The following is a 17,194-nucleotide window of genomic DNA, read 5'->3' on the forward strand; positions in this document are numbered from 1 at the left end:
TCCCGGGTTGTACGGAGACTGCTTGCCGACTGGTGCAACCGGCAAGGCCGCGGATTCATTCCGGGCCGGGCGCCGTTTTTCGGCGTCTCCTTCATGCTCGCACATGCGATGGCGAGCGGAAAACGGCTCATCGGGATTCATGTCACATCGACGCAATGACCATCGTCAAACTGACGTGAAGCGGGTTATGATAGATAGCGTCAGTTCGACGAGAAGGACGAGAAGCGCGTCCTGGAACGTCCATCCGCAGGACCATCAGCAGAACCTCCCGCAGACCAGAAAGGGTGCGTGTCGTGACCACCGCCCAGACCCCGGAGCTCGACGTACAGCCGACTCCTCTCGCCCTGCTGCTGCTCGGCCGCGAGGCCGACCCGAGGAGCGAGCGGGGCGTCGAGTGCCCCGGCGACCTGCCGTCCCCGTCCGACCCGGACCTGGTGGCGCGCGCCCGCGCGGCCAAGGAGAAGCTCGGCGACAAGGTCTTCGTGCTCGGCCACCACTACCAGCGCGACGAGGTCATCCAGTTCGCCGACGTCACGGGTGACTCGTTCAAGCTGGCCCGGGACGCGGCGGCGCGTCCGGAGGCCGAGTACATCGTGTTCTGCGGTGTGCACTTCATGGCGGAGTCCGCGGACATCCTGACCTCCGACGACCAGAAGGTGGTCCTGCCGGACCTCGCGGCCGGGTGCTCGATGGCGGACATGGCCACCGCCGAGCAGGTCGCCGAGTGCTGGGACGTGCTGACGGAGGCCGGAATAGCCGAGCAGGTCGTGCCGGTCTCGTACATGAACTCGTCCGCGGACATCAAGGCGTTCACGGGCAAGCACGGCGGCACGATCTGCACCTCCTCGAACGCCAAGAAGGCCCTGGAGTGGGCCTTCCAGCAGGGGGAGCCCGATTCGACGAAGGTGCTGTTCCTGCCCGACCAGCACCTCGGCCGCAACACCGCCGTCCGCGACATGGGCATGTCCCTGGAGGACTGCGTCGTCTACAACCCGCACAAGCCGAACGGCGGGCTGACGGCGGACGAGCTGCGCGCCGCGAAGATGATCCTGTGGCGCGGCCACTGCTCGGTGCACGGACGGTTCTCGCTGGACTCGGTGAACGACGTGCGCGAGCGCATCCCGGGCGTGAACGTGCTGGTCCACCCGGAGTGCAAGCACGAGGTCGTGGCCGCGGCGGACTACGTCGGCTCGACGGAGTACATCATCAAGGCGCTGGAGGCCGCGCCCGCCGGGTCCAAGTGGGCCATCGGCACGGAGCTCAATCTCGTACGACGGCTCGCGAACCGTTTCGCGCCCGAGGGCAAGGAGATCGTCTTCCTCGACAAGACGGTCTGCTTCTGCTCGACCATGAACCGCATCGACCTGCCCCACCTGGTCTGGACGCTGGAGTCGCTGGCCGAGGGCAACCTGGTCAACCGGATCGAGGTCGACAAGGAGACGGAGGCGTTCGCGAAGCTGGCGCTGGAGCGGATGCTGGCACTGCCGTAGCCACAGCCGTATGCGCCGCTGTCACCCCGAGACGGGTTTCCGCTCGGGGTGCGCGGGGTCCAGGCTGAAGACGGTGCCGTCCGGGGTGCTCACGACCAGCGCGCCGCCGTTCAGCAGCACCTTGGACTTGGTCACGTCGCCGCTCGCCGGCTGGTCGGCGTGGGCGCCCGTCTCCCACAGCAGCGTGCCCTTGCGGGTGTCGAGGGCGGCGACCCGGCCGCTGGTGCTGGCCAGGTAGAGGGTGCGGGTGCGGGCGTCGTACGTGGGTTGTCCCGAGCCCTCGACGTCGGTGCGGGTCTGCCACAGCGGTTTTCCGGTCAGCGGAGACACGGCGGTCACCTGGCCGTTGGCCTGGGTGATCCACAGGGTGTCGGCGGCCAGCCGCACCGAGCCGTCGTATGTCGTCGTCAGCTTCGTCGTGGTGGCCGAGCCGGTGTCCGGGTCGAGCAGCCAGATCTCGCCGAACTTCAGGTCCTCGGGGCGCGCCGGGCCGGTTCCACCGCCGACCACGAAGCCCAACCGGCCGCCGACCGTGCCGAGCAGGCTGCTCGTGTACGGGGTCTTCAGGCGCCGCAGCACCGATCCGTCGGCCTTGTTCAGCTCCAGGAGTACGGCGCCCTTGGCCGCGTCGTCCGGGAAGCACTGGGCATACAGGCGAGAACCGGCCGTGGTGAACTGGCAATAGTCGTCGGAGGGCAGCTGCAGGGTCCAGCGGTCGGTACCGGTGCGCGGGGAACGGGCCGTCACCAGCCGGCCGGTGGGGTCGGGGGTCAGAACTAGGTCGCCGGAGACGATCTGGTCCACGGTGGCATTGTTCCGCTGCCGGGCCCACAGCTGCTCGCCGCTGTTGGTGTCGAGGGCGACGATGCTCGCCCTGGAGCTCCCGTCGGCCCCGTAGACGTAGTGCTGGAGGAGCATCGCGTCGTCCCGCACCCCGAGGAGTTCGAAGTTGTCCCGCGCCTTGTCCGCGCCCTCGGCGGAGGTCGCGAGCGCGGAGCGCCAGACGGTGGCGCCGGTACGGCCGTCCAGACGGACCGGGAGGATGTTGTTGCCCGCGCAGTAGACCGCGTTCTCGTACGTCTGGCAGGTGGCGTCGCCCGCGTCCGCGCTGTCCTTCGCGAGCGGGTCGACCTCGCCCCGCCGTGCCGTCTCGTGCATCGTCGTCTGCCAGGGCTGCCAGCCGGTGGGGAGCGCCGCCCAGCGGGAGTCCGCGGACGAGGCGGAACTCACTGCCGGGGCGCTGTCCGGGAAGCCCGGCCCGAAGCGTATGTACCAGCCCGTCCCCAGGGCCAGCACGCCCACCGCGCAGGCCGCCACCGTCCAGGGGCGGACCCTGCGGCGTCGCGTGCGCCCGGACCGGGTGATCTTTCCGGCCCCCGCGCCGCCGGTCCCGCCACACGTCTCCGCGAAGGCCCCCGGGTCGGCGAGGCGGAGGGTCGCGGTGTCCGGGTCCATGGGATCGGACTCGGGCAGGGCCTCGGCGAACTCCTTGGCCAGTACGTCCAGTCGGGGCCGGTCGGCGGCATCCTTGACCAGACAGCGCTCCAGGACCGCACGCAACGGGCCAGGCACGCCGTTCAGTTCCGGCCGCTCATGGACCACCCGGAAAGCGGTCAGATACGGGCTGTCGGCATCGAAGGGGCCGCGTCCGGTGGCCGAGTAGACCAGGAGCGCGGCGAGCGAGAAGACGTCCGAGGCGGGTCCCACCGTGCGGGCGTCGGTGAACTGCTCCGGTGACATGAAGGGCGGGGTGCCGATCATCTGGCCGGTCTCGGTCAGGGTGTTGTGGTTCTCCACGGCGCGGGATATGCCGAAGTCGATGACGCGGGGGCCGTCCTCGGCCATCAGGACGTTGGCGGGCTTGAGGTCCCGGTGCACCACTCCGGCCCGGTGGATGTCCTGGAGCGCCTCCACCAGCCCCAGGGCCAGTCGCCGCAGTTGGGTGCCCTTGAGGGCGCCGTGGTCGCGGATCCGTTCGGCGAGGGAGCTGCCCGCGACGTACTGGGTCGCCATCCAGGGCCGTACCGCCTCCGGGTCGGCGTCCACGACCGGTGCGGTGAAGGCACCGCTGACCTTGCGGACGGCCTCGATCTCCTGCCGGAAGCGGGCACGGAAGACCTTGTCCTCCGCGTACTGGGCGTGCACCACCTTGACGGCGACGTCACGGCCCGAGCGTGATCTGCCCCAGTAGACGACCCCCATGCCGCTTTCGGGTCGTCCTTGTGCAGCGGCACGCCCGAATCCCCTTCCATGCACAGCAGTTCGAGGCCACAGAATACGTAACGGAGACGGCGGAGACGGGCGGGGCGCCTCCGTGGCCGACACGCCACTGCTGGCGTCCCTTGAACTCGCCCGCATAGCATGATCGTTCACTTGTGCGACGAGCAATGAAACTCTGCGACCTCCACACCATCTACGAAGGGGCTGACGTGGGCGCCGATGCCTTGCGGCTGCGACTGGCGGATCTGACGGCCTCCGGGCAGGGCGATCTACGGGCGGTGGTCGGGGAGTTCCGGCGCAGTGAGGTGTTGGTGCCGGTGGTGGAGGGCTCGTTGGTGTCGGTGGAGGCGGGCGGGATCCGGTGGCTGTTCGTGTTCACGGATGACGCGGCGCTGGCGCGGTTCGCGGCGGCGCGTGGTGAGGCGGTCCCTGAACGGGTGGCGGTGTACGGCGCGCGGTTGCTGGATCGGGTGGTGCCGGAGGTGGGCGGGCCGGTGGGAATCGCGGTGGATGCGGGCAGTGCGGCGGGGATGGTGCTGCCTCCGGTGACGGGGATCGTGCCGGACGCGGTGGCGGTGGATGCGGCGGGGGCGCGGATATGAGCGGCGGCGGGGGCTATCAGGTTGATCCGGAGGCGCTGGAGCGGATCACCCGTGGCATCAACCAGGCGATGGACGAGCTGAAGGACTTCGGCTTCGACATCGAGGCGAACCTGGGCCGTGGCTTCGGTGATCTGGAGCTGGCGGGCCTGGAGGTGGGGGATGCGGGCCTGCATCAGGTCTTCGGCAACTTCTGTGAGCGGTGGGGGTGGGGGGTGCGCTCGTTGATGCAGGACGCCAACGGGTTCGCGGAGCGGCTGAATCTGTCGGCGGGGCTGTATCACGAGCAGGAGCAGTACGTGTCCAACACCTTGAAGGGGGTGTGGACGGCGGCTGCGGGGGATCCGTATCTGACGCCGGAGCAGGTGGAGCAGCGGTCCTGGTCGGACACGTTCAAGGACAATGCCGTCTCGCAGATCGCGGACGCGGACTACAGCGCTGAGTCATTCACCTCGGGCCAGGAAGAGATCCGGCAGGCCTGGTCGCAGGCGGAGGAGGACGTGGAGACGTCGACGGTGACGCCGGACGCGCTGTTCGATCCGCGCACGGACTGGCAGTGGAGCGGCCCGCCCGAGGCCAAGAGCGAATCGTTCCAGCCCAAGGCCGACACCTCCGGCGAGGGTGAGCACTGATGGGTATCGGGGACTGGATCGACAAGGCCGGTGACGGCCTTGAAGGTGTCGCCGAGGGCCTGAACAAGGGCATGGGCGAGGCCGTCAACTGGACTGCGGACCAGGGGGCGGATGTCCTGTCGGCGGTCGGCGCGGACGGTCTGGCCGAGGGGGTGCGCGACTTCGGCGAGGGTGTGAACAACCGGCTGGGCGGCGAGGTCGCCGAGCGCCGGCTGGGCGAGAGCGAGGACCCCAAGGAGCTGGTGCACGGCAGTGCGGGGGCCCTGGAGGCACGGGCGAGGCATCTGCAGAAGTTCTCCCAGGCGTTCGAGAACGTCGGGCAGGGCATGCGGTCGCTGGACGGCGGCAGTTGGCAGGGGGAGGCTGCGGATGCCTTCCGTGCGAAGTTCGAGGTGCATCCCAAGCAGTGGCTGACGGCGGCCGATGCGTGCGAGGCGGCGGCCAAAGCGCTGGACGCCTACGCCGGTATGGTGCGCTGGGCGCAGGGTCAGGCGCAGCTGGCGATCGATGCCTACCGCCGTGCGCAGGAGGTCAGCAGACAGGCGGCGGACGAGTACGGCGCGCGGGTGCAGGCGTACAACCGGGCGGCCGGGCAGTACGACGCGACGCTGCTGGCGGGCCAGGACGCCGGCCCGAGACCGGTCGAGCCGGGCGCCTTCACCGACCCGGGGACACCGGGCCGGGAGGAGGCCGAGGACATCCTGGATCATGCACGCCGCCAGCGCACCGAGGCCGCCCGCGAAGCACAGCGCCGGATCGCCGACGCGCTGGAGTCGGCCCCGCCGAAACCGGAGTTCACCGACCGTCTGGGCGCGGACGCCAAGGACGGCTTCGTGGGCATGCAGCTGAACTCGATGCATGTCGCGGGCGGTCTGCTCCGGGGTGGCACGGACCTGCTGAAGCTGGTGCGTACGGCCAACCCGCTGGACGTCTACAACCTCACCCACCCCGGTGAGTGGATGAAGAACTCCAACATGCTGCTGGCCGGTCTGGTGGGCACCGCCGCCCATCCCGAACGCCTGCCCATGTCGTTGCTGGGCACCGGCTGGAGCCACGACCCGGGGGATGCGGCCGGGTATCTCCTGTCGAACCTGATCGGCGGCAAGGGCGCGGGCGGCGCGGCCCGGGTGGCGGCCGGAGATGCGGCCAGGGCTGCCATTCGCGACGGGGCGCGAGCGGCCGCCAAGGACGCGGGAGAGCAAGCCGCGCGCAGGAGCGTCGGCGAGGCTGCCAGGGACGTCGCCAGGGAACTCAAGTGCAAGCTGTTCGGCGGTGACCCGGTCGACCTGGCCACCGGCCGTATGTCCTTGCCGCAGACCGATGTGACGCTCCCGGCCAAGCTGCCTCTGGTCTTCACCAGGCAGTTCGAGTCGTCGTACCGGGCGGGCCGCTGGTTCGGCCCGAAGTGGACGTCCACCGCCGACACACGCCTGGAGATCGACGCCGAGGGCGTCATCTTCGTCCGCGAGGACGGCTCCCTGCTGGCCTACCCGCACCCGGCGCCGGGCGTACCCACCATGCCCCTGGAGGGCGGCCGCTGTCCCCTCGTCATCGACTCCTACGGCGACTACGCCATCACCGACCCCGAAACCGACCGAAACTGGTACTTCGCAGGCCCGGGCGGCGACGGCAACGGCATCGCCCTCCTGGCGCAGATCACCGACCGCTCCGGCCAGTGGCTCACCTTCGACTACGACGACGAGGCCGCCCCCACCGGGATCGTGCACTCGGCCGGCTACCACCTCAGGATCGAGACGGCCGGGAAACGCATCACCGCCCTGCACCTCGCCGACCCCGACGGCGACATCGAACTGGTCCGCTTCGGCTACGACGAGCACGGCCATCTGGCGGCGGTGACGAACTCGTCGGGCCTGCCGACCCGTTTCACCAACGACGAGCTGGGCCGCATCATCGCCTGGACGGACACGAACAACTCGTCGTACCACTATGTCTACGACGACGAAGGCCGCTGCACCTCCCAGTCGGGCGAGGCGGGCCACCTGCGTAACACGTTCGCCTACGGCGAGGTCGACCCGGACACCGGTCTGCGGGTCATCACGGCGACCAACTCACTTGGCCACAGCACGCGTTACCACGTCAACGGCGCTCTGCAGGTGGTGGCGGAGACCGGTCCCGACGGCGCAACCACCCACACCACCTACGACCGCTACGACCGCCCGCTTACGGTCACCGACCCGCTGGGCCGCACGCTGAGCTACGCCTACGACGAGGCGGGCCGCATGGTGATGGCCGTCCGCCCGGACGGCCGCTACACCAGCATCGGCTACGACGACCAGGGCCTGCCGATCTCCATAGCCGGCGCCGACGGCACGCACACGAGCCAGCAGTTCGACGAGTTCGGGAACCGCACGCAGGTGACCGACTCCTCCGGGGCCACGACCCGCTTCACCTACGACGCCTTCGGCCATCTGTCGGCGATCACAAACGCGACGGGTGCGAGGACCACGGTCCGCTGCAATCCGGCGGGCCTGCCTCTGGAGATCACCGATCCCTTGGGGGCCGTCACCCGCTACGAACGGGACGGCTTCGGCCGCCCGGTGACGATCACCGATCCGCTCGGTGCGGTGACCCGCCTGGAGTGGACGGTCGAGGGTCGCCTGGCGCGGCGCATTGCGGCCGACGGCACCACGGAATCCTGGACGTACGACGGCGAGGGCAACTGCACCAGCCACACCGACGCCATGGGCGCCGTCTCCCGTTACGAATACACGCATTTCGACCTACTCGCCGCCCGCACGGGCCCGGACGGCGTGCGCTACACCTTCGACCACGACACCGAACTGCACCTCACGAAGGTCACCAACCCGCAGGGCCTGACCTGGAGCTACGCCTACGACCCGGCCGGGCGCCTGATCGCGGAGACGGACTTCGACGACCGCACGGTCACCTACGAGCACGACGCGGCGGGCCGGCTGACCACCAGCACCACCGCGTCGGGCGAGACGATCCGCTTCGAACGGGACGTCCTGGGCCGCGTGGTGCGGAAACAAGCGGCCGGAACGGTCACCACGTACGCCTACGACACGACGGGCGGCCTGGCTCGCGCAGCCAACGCAGACGCAGTCCTGGAACTACAGCGGGACGAAACGGGCCGCCTGATATCCGAGACGGTCAACGGCCGCACCCTCACCTACACCTACGACCCGCTGGGCCGCCGCACCGGCCGCACCACACCGACCGGCGCGACCAGCACCTGGACCTACGACGCGGCGGGCAACCGCACGGAACTGACCACCGGCGGCCACACCCTCACCTTCACCCACGACGCGGCAGGCCGAGAACTGACCCGCCACCTCGCGGACACCCTGACTCTGACCAACGCCTTCGACCCGATGGGCCGCCTGACGAGCCAGGAACTCACCGGCCCGGCCGACAGACGCCTCCAGCACCGCGCCTACACCTACCGAGCCGACGGCAACCTGACCGCCATCGACGACCATCTGGGCGGCACCCGCCGCTTCGAACTGGACCCCGCCGGGAGGGTCACCTCGGTCCAGGCCGCCAACTGGACGGAGACCTACGCCTACGACACCGCAGGCAACCAGACCCGCGCCACCTGGCCGGAGTCCATGCCGGGCCAGGAAGCCACCGGCGAGCGCAGCTACACCGGCACCCGCATCACCCGCGCCGGCAACGTCCGCTACGAACACGACGAAGCCGGCCGCGTCACTCTGCGCCAGAAGACCCGCCTGTCCCGCAAACCCGACACCTGGCGCTACACCTGGGACACCGAAGACCGCCTCACGTCGGTGGTCACCCCCGACGGCACGACCTGGCGCTACCGCTACGACCCACTCGGCCGCCGCATCGCCAAACAACGCCTCGCCACAGACGGCGAAACGGTTCTGGAACAAGTGGACTTCACCTGGGACGGCACCACCCTGTGCGAACAAACCACGCACTCCCCCGGCACCCCCGGACCCGCCGTCACCCTCACCTGGGACCACAACGGTCTCCATCCCCTGACCCAGACCGAACGCAAGACGCCGGCCGAGGCCTCCCAGGAAGAGATCGACTCCCGCTTCTTCGCCATCGTCACCGACCTGGTGGGCACGCCCACCGAACTCGTCGACGAACAAGGCGACATCGCCTGGCGAACCCGCACCACCCTCTGGGGCACCACCACCTGGAGCCGCACGGCCACCGCCTACACCCCCCTCCGCTTCCCCGGCCAGTACCAAGACCCCGAAACAGGCCTCCACTACAACTACTTCCGCCACTACGACCCCGAAACCGCCCGCTACCTCACCCCCGATCCCCTAGGGCTCACTCCCGCGCCCAACCCAGAAACGTACATACCCAATCCGCTTATCTGGAGCGACCCCCTTGGCCTGGCACCCGGGATTTGCTCTCGAACGGGTCAGGAGGTTAACCCAAGAGGGTACTCATCACTTTTTGAGATGCAGCTCGACCCATCAGATTTCGGAAGAAGTCGCAGCGTACATTTTAATCGAGCCAATGCCGCACTCGATGAAGCCATAAAGGCCAATCCTGATCTAGGCAAGTATTTGGACCAATTCTCTCCCGGGATCGCTGATCAAGTGAGTGAGGTCGGAGGACGAAGGAATCCCATCGGCCACACGTGGCAGCACGAGCCAGCGGCGAATGCAGAGGGACGTCAGGGAGTAATGCGCCTCGTTCCCACGTACCAACACACCCCCGGATCCCCTTGGTGGGATGTCCTACATCCTGGGAATACAGGGGGGTATGCTGAGTGGGCAGTACCAAACGGCGCACCACCCAATCGTAGAGGATGAACTCGTGTCCTACTTCATGAATAACATCATGGGAGAATCAATTGATGAACCCGACGAGGCGATGATTCGCGAAGTCCTAACAGAACTTCAGGATACCGACAATGAACACTTTGATGTGTCTCTTGTCCATGAATCCGGATGGTCTCTGAGCATCTATCCGGACAAAGCGTTGGTCTGGGAGAACGTCAACGATGACGGGACTCGGCCACGTGAGCTCACACTTGACTCCTGGGAAAGCGTCATCGACGTTGTGTTGAAACTGTCACGGGGGGAGATCTCGGCAGTGCGTTCGCTGAACTGGCGAGAGATTTGAGAAGTCGTCCAAGTATGACATCGAGATCGCCCGGAGAATCCGACCCCAATGCACATGACCTCCCAGGCGCCTGAATTCGCCGAGGCACTTAAGTCGTGTGACTTGCATCCATGCGTTACGGATCTGATCTACTACGACGGCCCAAACCAACGGGGCGACGAAGTGGTGGACCACACTCTCGCCTGTCGCCCGATCGAGCTATAAGTACACTTCCCGACAATCCTGATGTCCGACCCAGGCAATCCCCGGCTCGACACACGAAACGGTTCCCCATCTCGTGAACAGGTGATCTTCCGATGGCCCAGTCTGGCGAGCGACGAAGGAGCGGCGTGGCATGACTGGCATGGCCCATGAACCGCTCATGCAGGCAGAAGTCATGCTGGAGGGCTTGATCGCCGAGCAGGCGTACGGGCGTTCCCGTACGCGCATGCAGTTCTCCAGCCCAGGACCGACCGCGAGGCCAAACGCCGCTACTACGCCCGCGGCGGCATCCCCTGCACGCCCCTCGCCCTCCCGCAGCCGTTCGCCTTCGAACTGGACACCAGCGAGTTCCTCTGACTCGTCGCAGAGGCCCGGCCCGCACGATCGGGCAGGCCGGGCCTCTGCACTGACTACACCCCCGCCGGTTCCAGCACCTCCGCCTCCTCGGCCCCCCGGGCCTCCCTCTTCGCCGCGCGCTTCCGGGCCCGGCGCTCCTTGCGGAGTTCCAGCATCGTGTACAGCGTCGGGACCAGGAGGAGGGTCAGGAGGGTGGAGGTGATCAGGCCGCCGATCACCACCACCGCCAAGGGCTGGGCGATGAAGCCGCCCTCGCCTGTGACTCCCAGGGCCATGGGGAGGAGGGCGAAGATCGTCGCCAGGGCCGTCATCAGGATCGGGCGGAGACGGTGGCGGCCGCCCTCCACCACGGCTTCCACGACGCCGTAACCCTGCTTGCGGTACTGGTTGATCAGGTCGATCAGGACGATTGCGTTCGTCACCACGATGCCGATCAGCATCAGCATGCCGATCATCGCGGGGACGCCCATCGGGGTGCCCGTGGCGATCAGCAGGCCGATCGCGCCCGTCGCCGCGAAGGGGATGGAGACCAGCAGGATCAGAGGCTGGGCCAGCGAGCGGAACGTTGCCACCAGCAGCATGAAGACGATCGCGATCGCCGCCAGCATCGCCAGGCCCAGGTTCTTGAACGCGCTGTCCTGGTCGGAGGTGACGCCGCCGATCTCGGCCGTGGCGCCCGCCGGGAGCTTCAGGGCCTTGATCCTGGACTGGAGCTCGGCGCTGACCGCGCCCGTGTTGTCGCCCGTCGGTTTCGCGGTGATGGTCGCCGCCCGCCGGCCGTCGATACGGGTCATCGAGACCGGGCCGTCCACCAGCTGCACCGTGGCGATGTCGCCCAGCTTCACCGGGCCCAGCCGCAGGTTCTTCAGTTGGTCGAGAGTCGTCGCCGGGGTCGCCGACTTGATGACCACGTCCCGCTCGGTGTCGTCCAGGATCGCCTTGGCTGCCGTGGTGCCCTTCACCGCCTGGGCGACCGCCGCGCCGAGGGTCTGGTCGTTGAAACCGGCCGCCGCGGCGCGGGAGTCGGCCTTGACCGAGATGCGCGGCACGCTCTGCGAGAGGTCGCTGGTGACGTCCGTGACGTGGTCGAGGCCGGCCACCGCCGCGCGCACCTGCTCCGAGGCCTTGCGCAGAACGTCCCCGTCGGCCGCCTTCACGACCACGCTCAGGTCCTGGTTGCCGAAGCCGGCCCCGGCCGAGACCGTCGTCGTACCGATGCCGGAGAGCTTCTTCAGACCCGACTCGACGGCGTCCTGGACCTGCGTGGCCGACGCGTCGTCCTCCAGCATCACCTGGTACGACGCATGGTTGGTGTCCGTGCTGCCGCCGAAGGCCGCCATGAAGCCGGACGAGCCGACCGTCACCTGGTAGTCCTTGACGCCCTTCACCGAGGCGAGCAGCTGCTCGACCTTCTTCGCCTGCTCGTCGGTCGCGGCCAGGCTGGTGCCCGGCTTCAACTCCTGCTTGACGGTGAGGACTTCCTGCTCGCCCTGGTCGAAGAAGTTCGTCTTCAGCAGGGGCGCCATGCCGAAGGTGCCCACCAGGACCACCACCGCCAGCAGCACGCTGGTCAGACGGCGGCGGGTGGCGAAGCGCAGGACGGGGACGTAGACGCGCTGGAGACGGCTTCGTGTCTCCTTCTCCTCCGCCTTGCGGCGGGCCTCCTCCGCATCCTCCGGCGTGCCCTTCGGGGCGCGCAGGAACCAGTACGACAGGACCGGTACGACCGTCAGGGACACGACGAGCGACGCCAGCAGGGCCGCCGTCACCGTCAGGCTGAACGGGCCGAACAGCTGCCCCACCATGCCGCCGACCAGGCCGATCGGCAGGAAGACGGCGACCGTGGTGAGAGTGGAGGACGTCACCGCGCCGGCCACCTCGCGGACGGCGTTCAGGATCGCCACCTGGCGCCCCTCGCCGTAGCCGAGGTGCCGTTTGATGTTCTCCAGGACCACGATCGAGTCGTCGACGACCCGGCCGATGGCGATCGTCAGCGCGCCCAGCGTCAGCATGTTCAGGGACAGGTCGCGCGTCCACAGGACGATCAGGGCCAGGACCACCGAGAGCGGGATGCTCACCGCCGTGACCAGGGTCGAGCGGACCGAGGCCAGGAAGACCAGGATGACGAGGACCGCGAAGAGCAGGCCGAGCCCGCCCTCGGTGGTCAGACCGCTGATGGCCTTCGAGACCGCCGGGCCCTGGTCGCTGACGACCGTGATCCTCGTGCCGGATCCCAAGTCCTTGCGCAGACCCGGGAGTTTGTCCTTGACCGCGTTCGAGATGGCGACCGCGCTGCCGTCGTGGTCCATGGTGACCGTCACGGCGAGGGAGGGCTTGCCGTCGGTGCGGGTGATGGAGTCGGCGGTGGCCTGCTGCTGGGTGACGGTGGCCACGTCACCCAGGCGGACCGGCTGCACCGGTTTGTCGGCCGCGGCCGAGGTGCCCTCGCCGGTGACCATCAGGTCCTTGATCTGGGCGAGCGAGGTGAAGCCGCCGCCGACCTGGACGGTGCGGTTGGTGCCGCCCTCGTCGAAGGAGCCGGCGGGGACGGTCGCGCCGCCCGCCTGCAGGGCCTGCGCCAGCGCCTGCGTGGTCAGGCCGGCCTTCGCCAGCTTCCTGTCGTCCGGGGTGACGGTGACCTGCAGGTCCCGTATGCCGTCGACCGTGACCCGGCCGACGCCGCCGATGCCCTTCAGAGCCGGTACGACGGTCTTGTCGAGCTGGTCGGCGAGGGCCTGCTGGTCCTTGCCGGAGGTGACGGCGAGGACGACGGTCGGCATGTCGTCGGTGGAACCGGCGACGACCTGCGGGTCCACGCCGTCCGGGAGCTGGGCCCGGGAGCGGTTGACGGCCTGCTGGACGTCGGCGACGAGCTGCTTGGTGTCGTTGCCGTAGTCGAAGGACGCCATGATCACGGCGTTGCCCTCACTGGCCGTCGAGGTGACGCCCGAAATGCCGTCCACGGCTTCGAGGTTGTTCTCGAGGGGTTCCACGACCTGCTTCTCGACGACGTCCGGGGACGCGCCCCGGTACGGCGCGAGGACGGACACCACGGGCAGTTCGATCGAGGGCAGCAGCTGCTGCTTGAGCTGGGGTATCGCGATCGCCCCGAAGGCGAGCGCGATGACGGACACCAGCCCGATCAGGGCGCGTTGCGCGAGGCTGAATCTGGACAGCCAGGACATGGGTCAGGGATCTCTCTTCTGTGAGCGGCAGACGAGCGGCAGAACGGCAGGCAGTAAGGCAGGCAGTACGAAGTGCGGCGCACATCTGAGCGCCCGCCCCTACACCCTGTGCCATCGGTGCGCGGTGATCCGTAGGCCCCAGGTCCATTTCCTTGTACGGCGCATACTCCGCCCGCAGTACGGCCGGGTAGAGCTCACTCCACCCTTGGACGTACCAGCCCGGACTCGTACGCGATCACGACCAGCTGGGCCCGGTCGCGGGCGCCCAGCTTGGCCATGGCCCGGTTGACGTGGGTCTTCACGGTGAGCGGGCTGACCTCGAGGCGTTCGGCTATCTCGTCGTTGGAGTGGCCGCCGGCGACCTGGACCAGGACCTCGCGCTCGCGGACGGTGAGCGCCTCCAGGCGTTCGGCGCGGGCCGGGTCGCGGCCGTCGTCCCCGTCGCCCTGGGCGAGGAAGCGGGCGATCAGGCCCTTGGTGGCGGCCGGGGAGAGCAGGGCCTCGCCGCCGGCCGCGATCCGGATCGCGTTCAGCAGCTCCTCCGGCTCGCTGCCCTTGCCGAGGAAGCCGGAGGCGCCGGCCCGCAGGGACTGCACGACGTAGTCGTCGACCTCGAAGGTGGTCAGGATGACGATGCGGACATGGGCGAGGGTGGGATCGGTGCTGATCATGCGGGTGGCGGCAAGGCCGTCGGTACCGGGCATCCGGATGTCCATCAGCACGACGTCGGCCCGCTCCTCCTTGGCCAGCCGTACCGCCTGAGCGCCGTCCGAGGCCTCGCCGACGACCTCCATGTCGGGCTCGGAGTCGACGAGCACACGGAAGGCGCTGCGCAGCAACGCCTGGTCGTCGGCGAGCAGGACGCGGATGGTCATGCGGTTCCCCCGGGGGTGGCCGTACGGGTCTTGACCGGCAGGATCGCATGGACGCGGAAGCCGCCGCCGTAGCGGGGGCCGGTGGTGAGCGTGCCGCGCAGGGCGGTGACGCGCTCGCGCATGCCGAGCAGGCCGTGGCCGCCGCCGCTGTCGGGTGCGTCGTCCTCGCCGGAGCCGTTGTCCAGGACGGTGATCTCCACGTTCGGGCCCACGCGTACGACGCTGACCTCGGCCTTCGCCTCCGTACCGGCGTGTTTCTGGACGTTGGTGAGGGCTTCCTGGATGACGCGGTACGCGGCCAGGCCGACGGCGGCGGGGAGGGTGGTGCCGTTGTCGGCGCGGGCGACCTCGACATGCAGGCCGGCGCTGCGGAAGGTGCCGACGAGTTCGTCCAGGCGGTCCAGGCCGGGAGCGGGTTCGGTGGGGGCCTCGGGGTCGCCGGACTGGCGCAACAGGCCGACCGTGGCGCGGAGTTCGTTCAGTGCGGAGCGGCTGGCCTCACGGACGTGGGCGAGGGCCTCCTTGGCCTGGTCGGGGCGCTTGTCCATGACGTGCGCGGCGACGCCCGCCTGGACGTTGACCAGGGCGATGTGGTGGGCGACGACGTCGTGCAGATCGCGGGCGATCCGCAGGCGTTCCTCGGCGACCCGGCGGCGGGCCTCCTCCTCACGGGTGCGTTCGGCTTTCTCGGCGCGTTCGCGGATGGCCTGGACGACGGCGCGGCGGCTGCGGACGGCGTCGCCGGCGGTGGCGCCGATGCCGGTCCAGGCGAAGATGGCGAGGTTCTCCTGGGCGTACCACGGCAGGGGCCCGAACAGCATGGAGGCGCCGGTGAGGACCGTCATCGTGAGCAGGCCGAGGCGCCAGGTGGTGGGGCGGTCGGTGCTGGCGGCGACGGTGAAGAGGGCGATGACCGCGGACATCGCGACGGGCGCGCGGGGGTCGCCGACGATGCACTCGACCAGGGAGACGGTGCCGGTGAGGGCGAGGACCGTCCTCGGGGCGCGGCGGCGGAAGACCAGGGCGAGGGCGCCGAGGACCATGAGGACGAGGGCGAGGGTGTCGGGGGTGCGGACGCCCCAGGTGACGCCGTTCTTGCCGTGCGGGTCGACGAAGGAACCGGCCACCATGCAGGTGAGTACGCCGGCCGCCAGGGTTGCGTCCAGCGCGAGGGGGTGCGCCGTCAGGCGACATCTCGTTCGTTCCAGGGTGCCGCTCACGTCTGAACAGTACGGCGTCCCTGCGGGGCCGGGAACGGGGGCCGGTTGCGGCTTTGCTTGGCCTGCACCCGGCGGTGACGTGCCCGCACTGGGGCTGCCGCCCCCAGACCCCCGCTTCGGCCCTTGAGGGGCCTCGTCCTCGAACGCCGGACGGGCTGGATCGTGCCGCCCGGCGCCTCAGACCAGCGCGTACTACCCCGGGATCAAGCCGTCGTCGCGCAGCAGATCCCGGACCTGCTCCAAGGTCGCGTCCTGGGACGGAAGGATCAGTTCCGACGGCTCCAGGGAGTCGTCGGGCAGCGGGTCGCCCAGTTCGCGGACCTTGGCGAGAAGGGCCTCCAGGGTGCGGCGGAAGCCGGGGCCGTCGCCGTTCTCCATTTCCTGCAGGAGTACCTCGTCGAGCTTGTTGAGTTCGGTGAGGTGGCTGTCGGCCAGCCTCACCTGCCCCTCCCCCATGATCCTGACGATCATGTCGCCCATGTCGGCCTCCTAGGCGTGGGCCCTACTGCTTGTCGAAGCGCGGGGTGTCCTGCGGCTGCTGCTGGGACTGAGACTGCCCTGTGCCGCCCTCGATCGCCTGCTGGGACGAGCCTCCGGCCAGCTCCGCCTTCATGCGCTGCAGTTCCAGCTCTACGTCCGTACCACCGGAGAGGCGGTCCAGCTCGGCCTGGATGTCGTCCTTGTGCATGCCGGACTGGTCGTCCAGGGCGCCCGAGGCGAGGAGCTCGTCGATCGCGCCGGCGCGGGCCTGGAGCTGGGCGGTCTTGTCCTCGGCGCGCTGGATCGCAAGGCCCACGTCGCCCATCTCCTCCGAGATGCCGGAGAAGGACTCGGCGATGCGGGTCTGGGCCTGGGCGGCGGTGTACGTCGCCTTGATCGTCTCCTTCTTCGTACGGAAGGCGTCGACCTTGGCCTGGAGCCGCTGGGCCGCCAGGGTGAGCTTCTCCTCCTCGCCCTGGAGCGTCGCGTGCTGCGTCTCGAGGTCGGTGACCTGCTGCTGGAGCGCGGCACGGCGGGACAGCGCCTCGCGGGCCAGGTCCTCACGGCCCAGCGCCAGCGCCTTGCGGCCCTGGTCCTCCAGCTTGGTGGACTGCGACTGCAGCTGGTTCAGCTGGAGCTCCAGGCGCTTGCGGGAGGTCGCCACGTCGGCGACGCCCCGGCGCACCTTCTGGAGCAGCTCCAGCTGCTTCTGGTACGAGTAATCGAGGGTTTCGCGCGGGTCCTCGGCCCGGTCAAGGGCCTTGTTCGCCTTCGCGCGGAAGATCATCCCCATACGCTTCATGACACCGCTCATGGGCTTCGCGCGCCCCCTTCTGACGGACTT

Annotated in this window: 11 protein-coding genes; 5 read left to right on the forward strand and 6 right to left on the reverse strand. The window is 69.0% G+C overall.

Annotation, left to right across the window (positions count from 1 at the left end; all coding sequences use genetic code 11):
* The first annotated feature begins 293 nt into the window (after positions 1 to 293).
* Entirely contained in the window at positions 294 to 1,490 is a 1,197-nt protein-coding gene (gene nadA / locus ABD355_RS36155) for a quinolinate synthase NadA (RefSeq protein WP_344405221.1), read from the forward strand.
* A gap of 21 nt (positions 1,491 to 1,511) precedes the next feature.
* Here nadA and ABD355_RS36160 read toward each other — a convergent pair whose 3' ends face one another.
* Positions 1,512 to 3,692, reverse strand: coding sequence for a protein kinase domain-containing protein (locus ABD355_RS36160; RefSeq protein ID WP_344405223.1), 2,181 nt, complete (start codon positions 3,690 to 3,692; stop codon positions 1,512 to 1,514).
* 227 nt (positions 3,693 to 3,919) lie between these two features.
* Between ABD355_RS36160 and ABD355_RS36165 the strand changes: the two genes are divergently transcribed.
* Genes ABD355_RS36165 through ABD355_RS36180 form a run of 4 tightly spaced genes read left to right on the forward strand, consistent with a single transcriptional unit; the run spans position 3,920 to position 10,032 of the window.
* On the forward strand, positions 3,920 to 4,312 hold the full coding sequence (locus ABD355_RS36165; RefSeq protein ID WP_344405224.1) for an SseB family protein: 393 nt from the start codon (positions 3,920 to 3,922) through the stop codon (positions 4,310 to 4,312).
* On the forward strand, positions 4,309 to 4,941 hold the full coding sequence (locus tag ABD355_RS36170) for a hypothetical protein (RefSeq protein WP_344405225.1): 633 nt from the start codon (positions 4,309 to 4,311) through the stop codon (positions 4,939 to 4,941). The genes ABD355_RS36165 and ABD355_RS36170 overlap by 4 nt, the downstream gene beginning before the upstream one ends.
* Complete coding sequence (locus tag ABD355_RS36175) at positions 4,941 to 9,719, forward strand: putative T7SS-secreted protein (protein ID WP_344405226.1); 4,779 nt, start codon at positions 4,941 to 4,943, stop codon at positions 9,717 to 9,719. The genes ABD355_RS36170 and ABD355_RS36175 overlap by 1 nt, the downstream gene beginning before the upstream one ends.
* 4 nt (positions 9,720 to 9,723) lie before the next feature.
* A complete protein-coding gene (locus tag ABD355_RS36180) occupies positions 9,724 to 10,032 on the forward strand; it encodes a hypothetical protein (RefSeq protein WP_344405227.1) in 309 nt (102 codons plus the stop codon).
* 611 nt (positions 10,033 to 10,643) lie between these two features.
* On the opposite strand, the gene ABD355_RS36185 is transcribed toward ABD355_RS36180, so the two are convergent.
* The 5 genes from ABD355_RS36185 to ABD355_RS36205 form a co-directional block, all read right to left on the reverse strand.
* Entirely contained in the window at positions 10,644 to 13,775 is a 3,132-nt protein-coding gene (locus tag ABD355_RS36185; RefSeq protein WP_344405228.1) for an efflux RND transporter permease subunit, read from the reverse strand.
* Positions 13,776 to 13,969: 194 nt separating this feature from the next.
* Positions 13,970 to 14,650 carry a response regulator gene (locus tag ABD355_RS36190; RefSeq protein WP_344405229.1) on the reverse strand — a complete coding sequence of 227 codons (681 nt, stop codon included), beginning with the start codon at positions 14,648 to 14,650 and terminating at the stop codon, positions 13,970 to 13,972.
* Positions 14,647 to 15,870 (reverse strand): sensor histidine kinase, encoded by a 1,224-nt coding sequence (locus ABD355_RS36195; protein ID WP_344405231.1) that lies wholly within the window; start codon positions 15,868 to 15,870, stop codon positions 14,647 to 14,649. The genes ABD355_RS36190 and ABD355_RS36195 overlap by 4 nt, the downstream gene beginning before the upstream one ends.
* A 192-nt stretch (positions 15,871 to 16,062) precedes the next feature.
* Complete coding sequence (gene pspAA / locus ABD355_RS36200) at positions 16,063 to 16,341, reverse strand: PspA-associated protein PspAA (RefSeq protein ID WP_344405257.1); 279 nt, start codon at positions 16,339 to 16,341, stop codon at positions 16,063 to 16,065.
* Positions 16,342 to 16,372: 31 nt separating this feature from the next.
* Positions 16,373 to 17,137 (reverse strand): PspA/IM30 family protein, encoded by a 765-nt coding sequence (locus tag ABD355_RS36205; RefSeq protein WP_425585825.1) that lies wholly within the window; start codon positions 17,135 to 17,137, stop codon positions 16,373 to 16,375.
* Positions 17,138 to 17,194 lie beyond the last annotated feature (57 nt).

The organism is Streptomyces longisporus, from assembly GCF_039532765.1.
Taxonomy (GTDB): domain Bacteria; phylum Actinomycetota; class Actinomycetes; order Streptomycetales; family Streptomycetaceae; genus Streptomyces; species Streptomyces longisporus.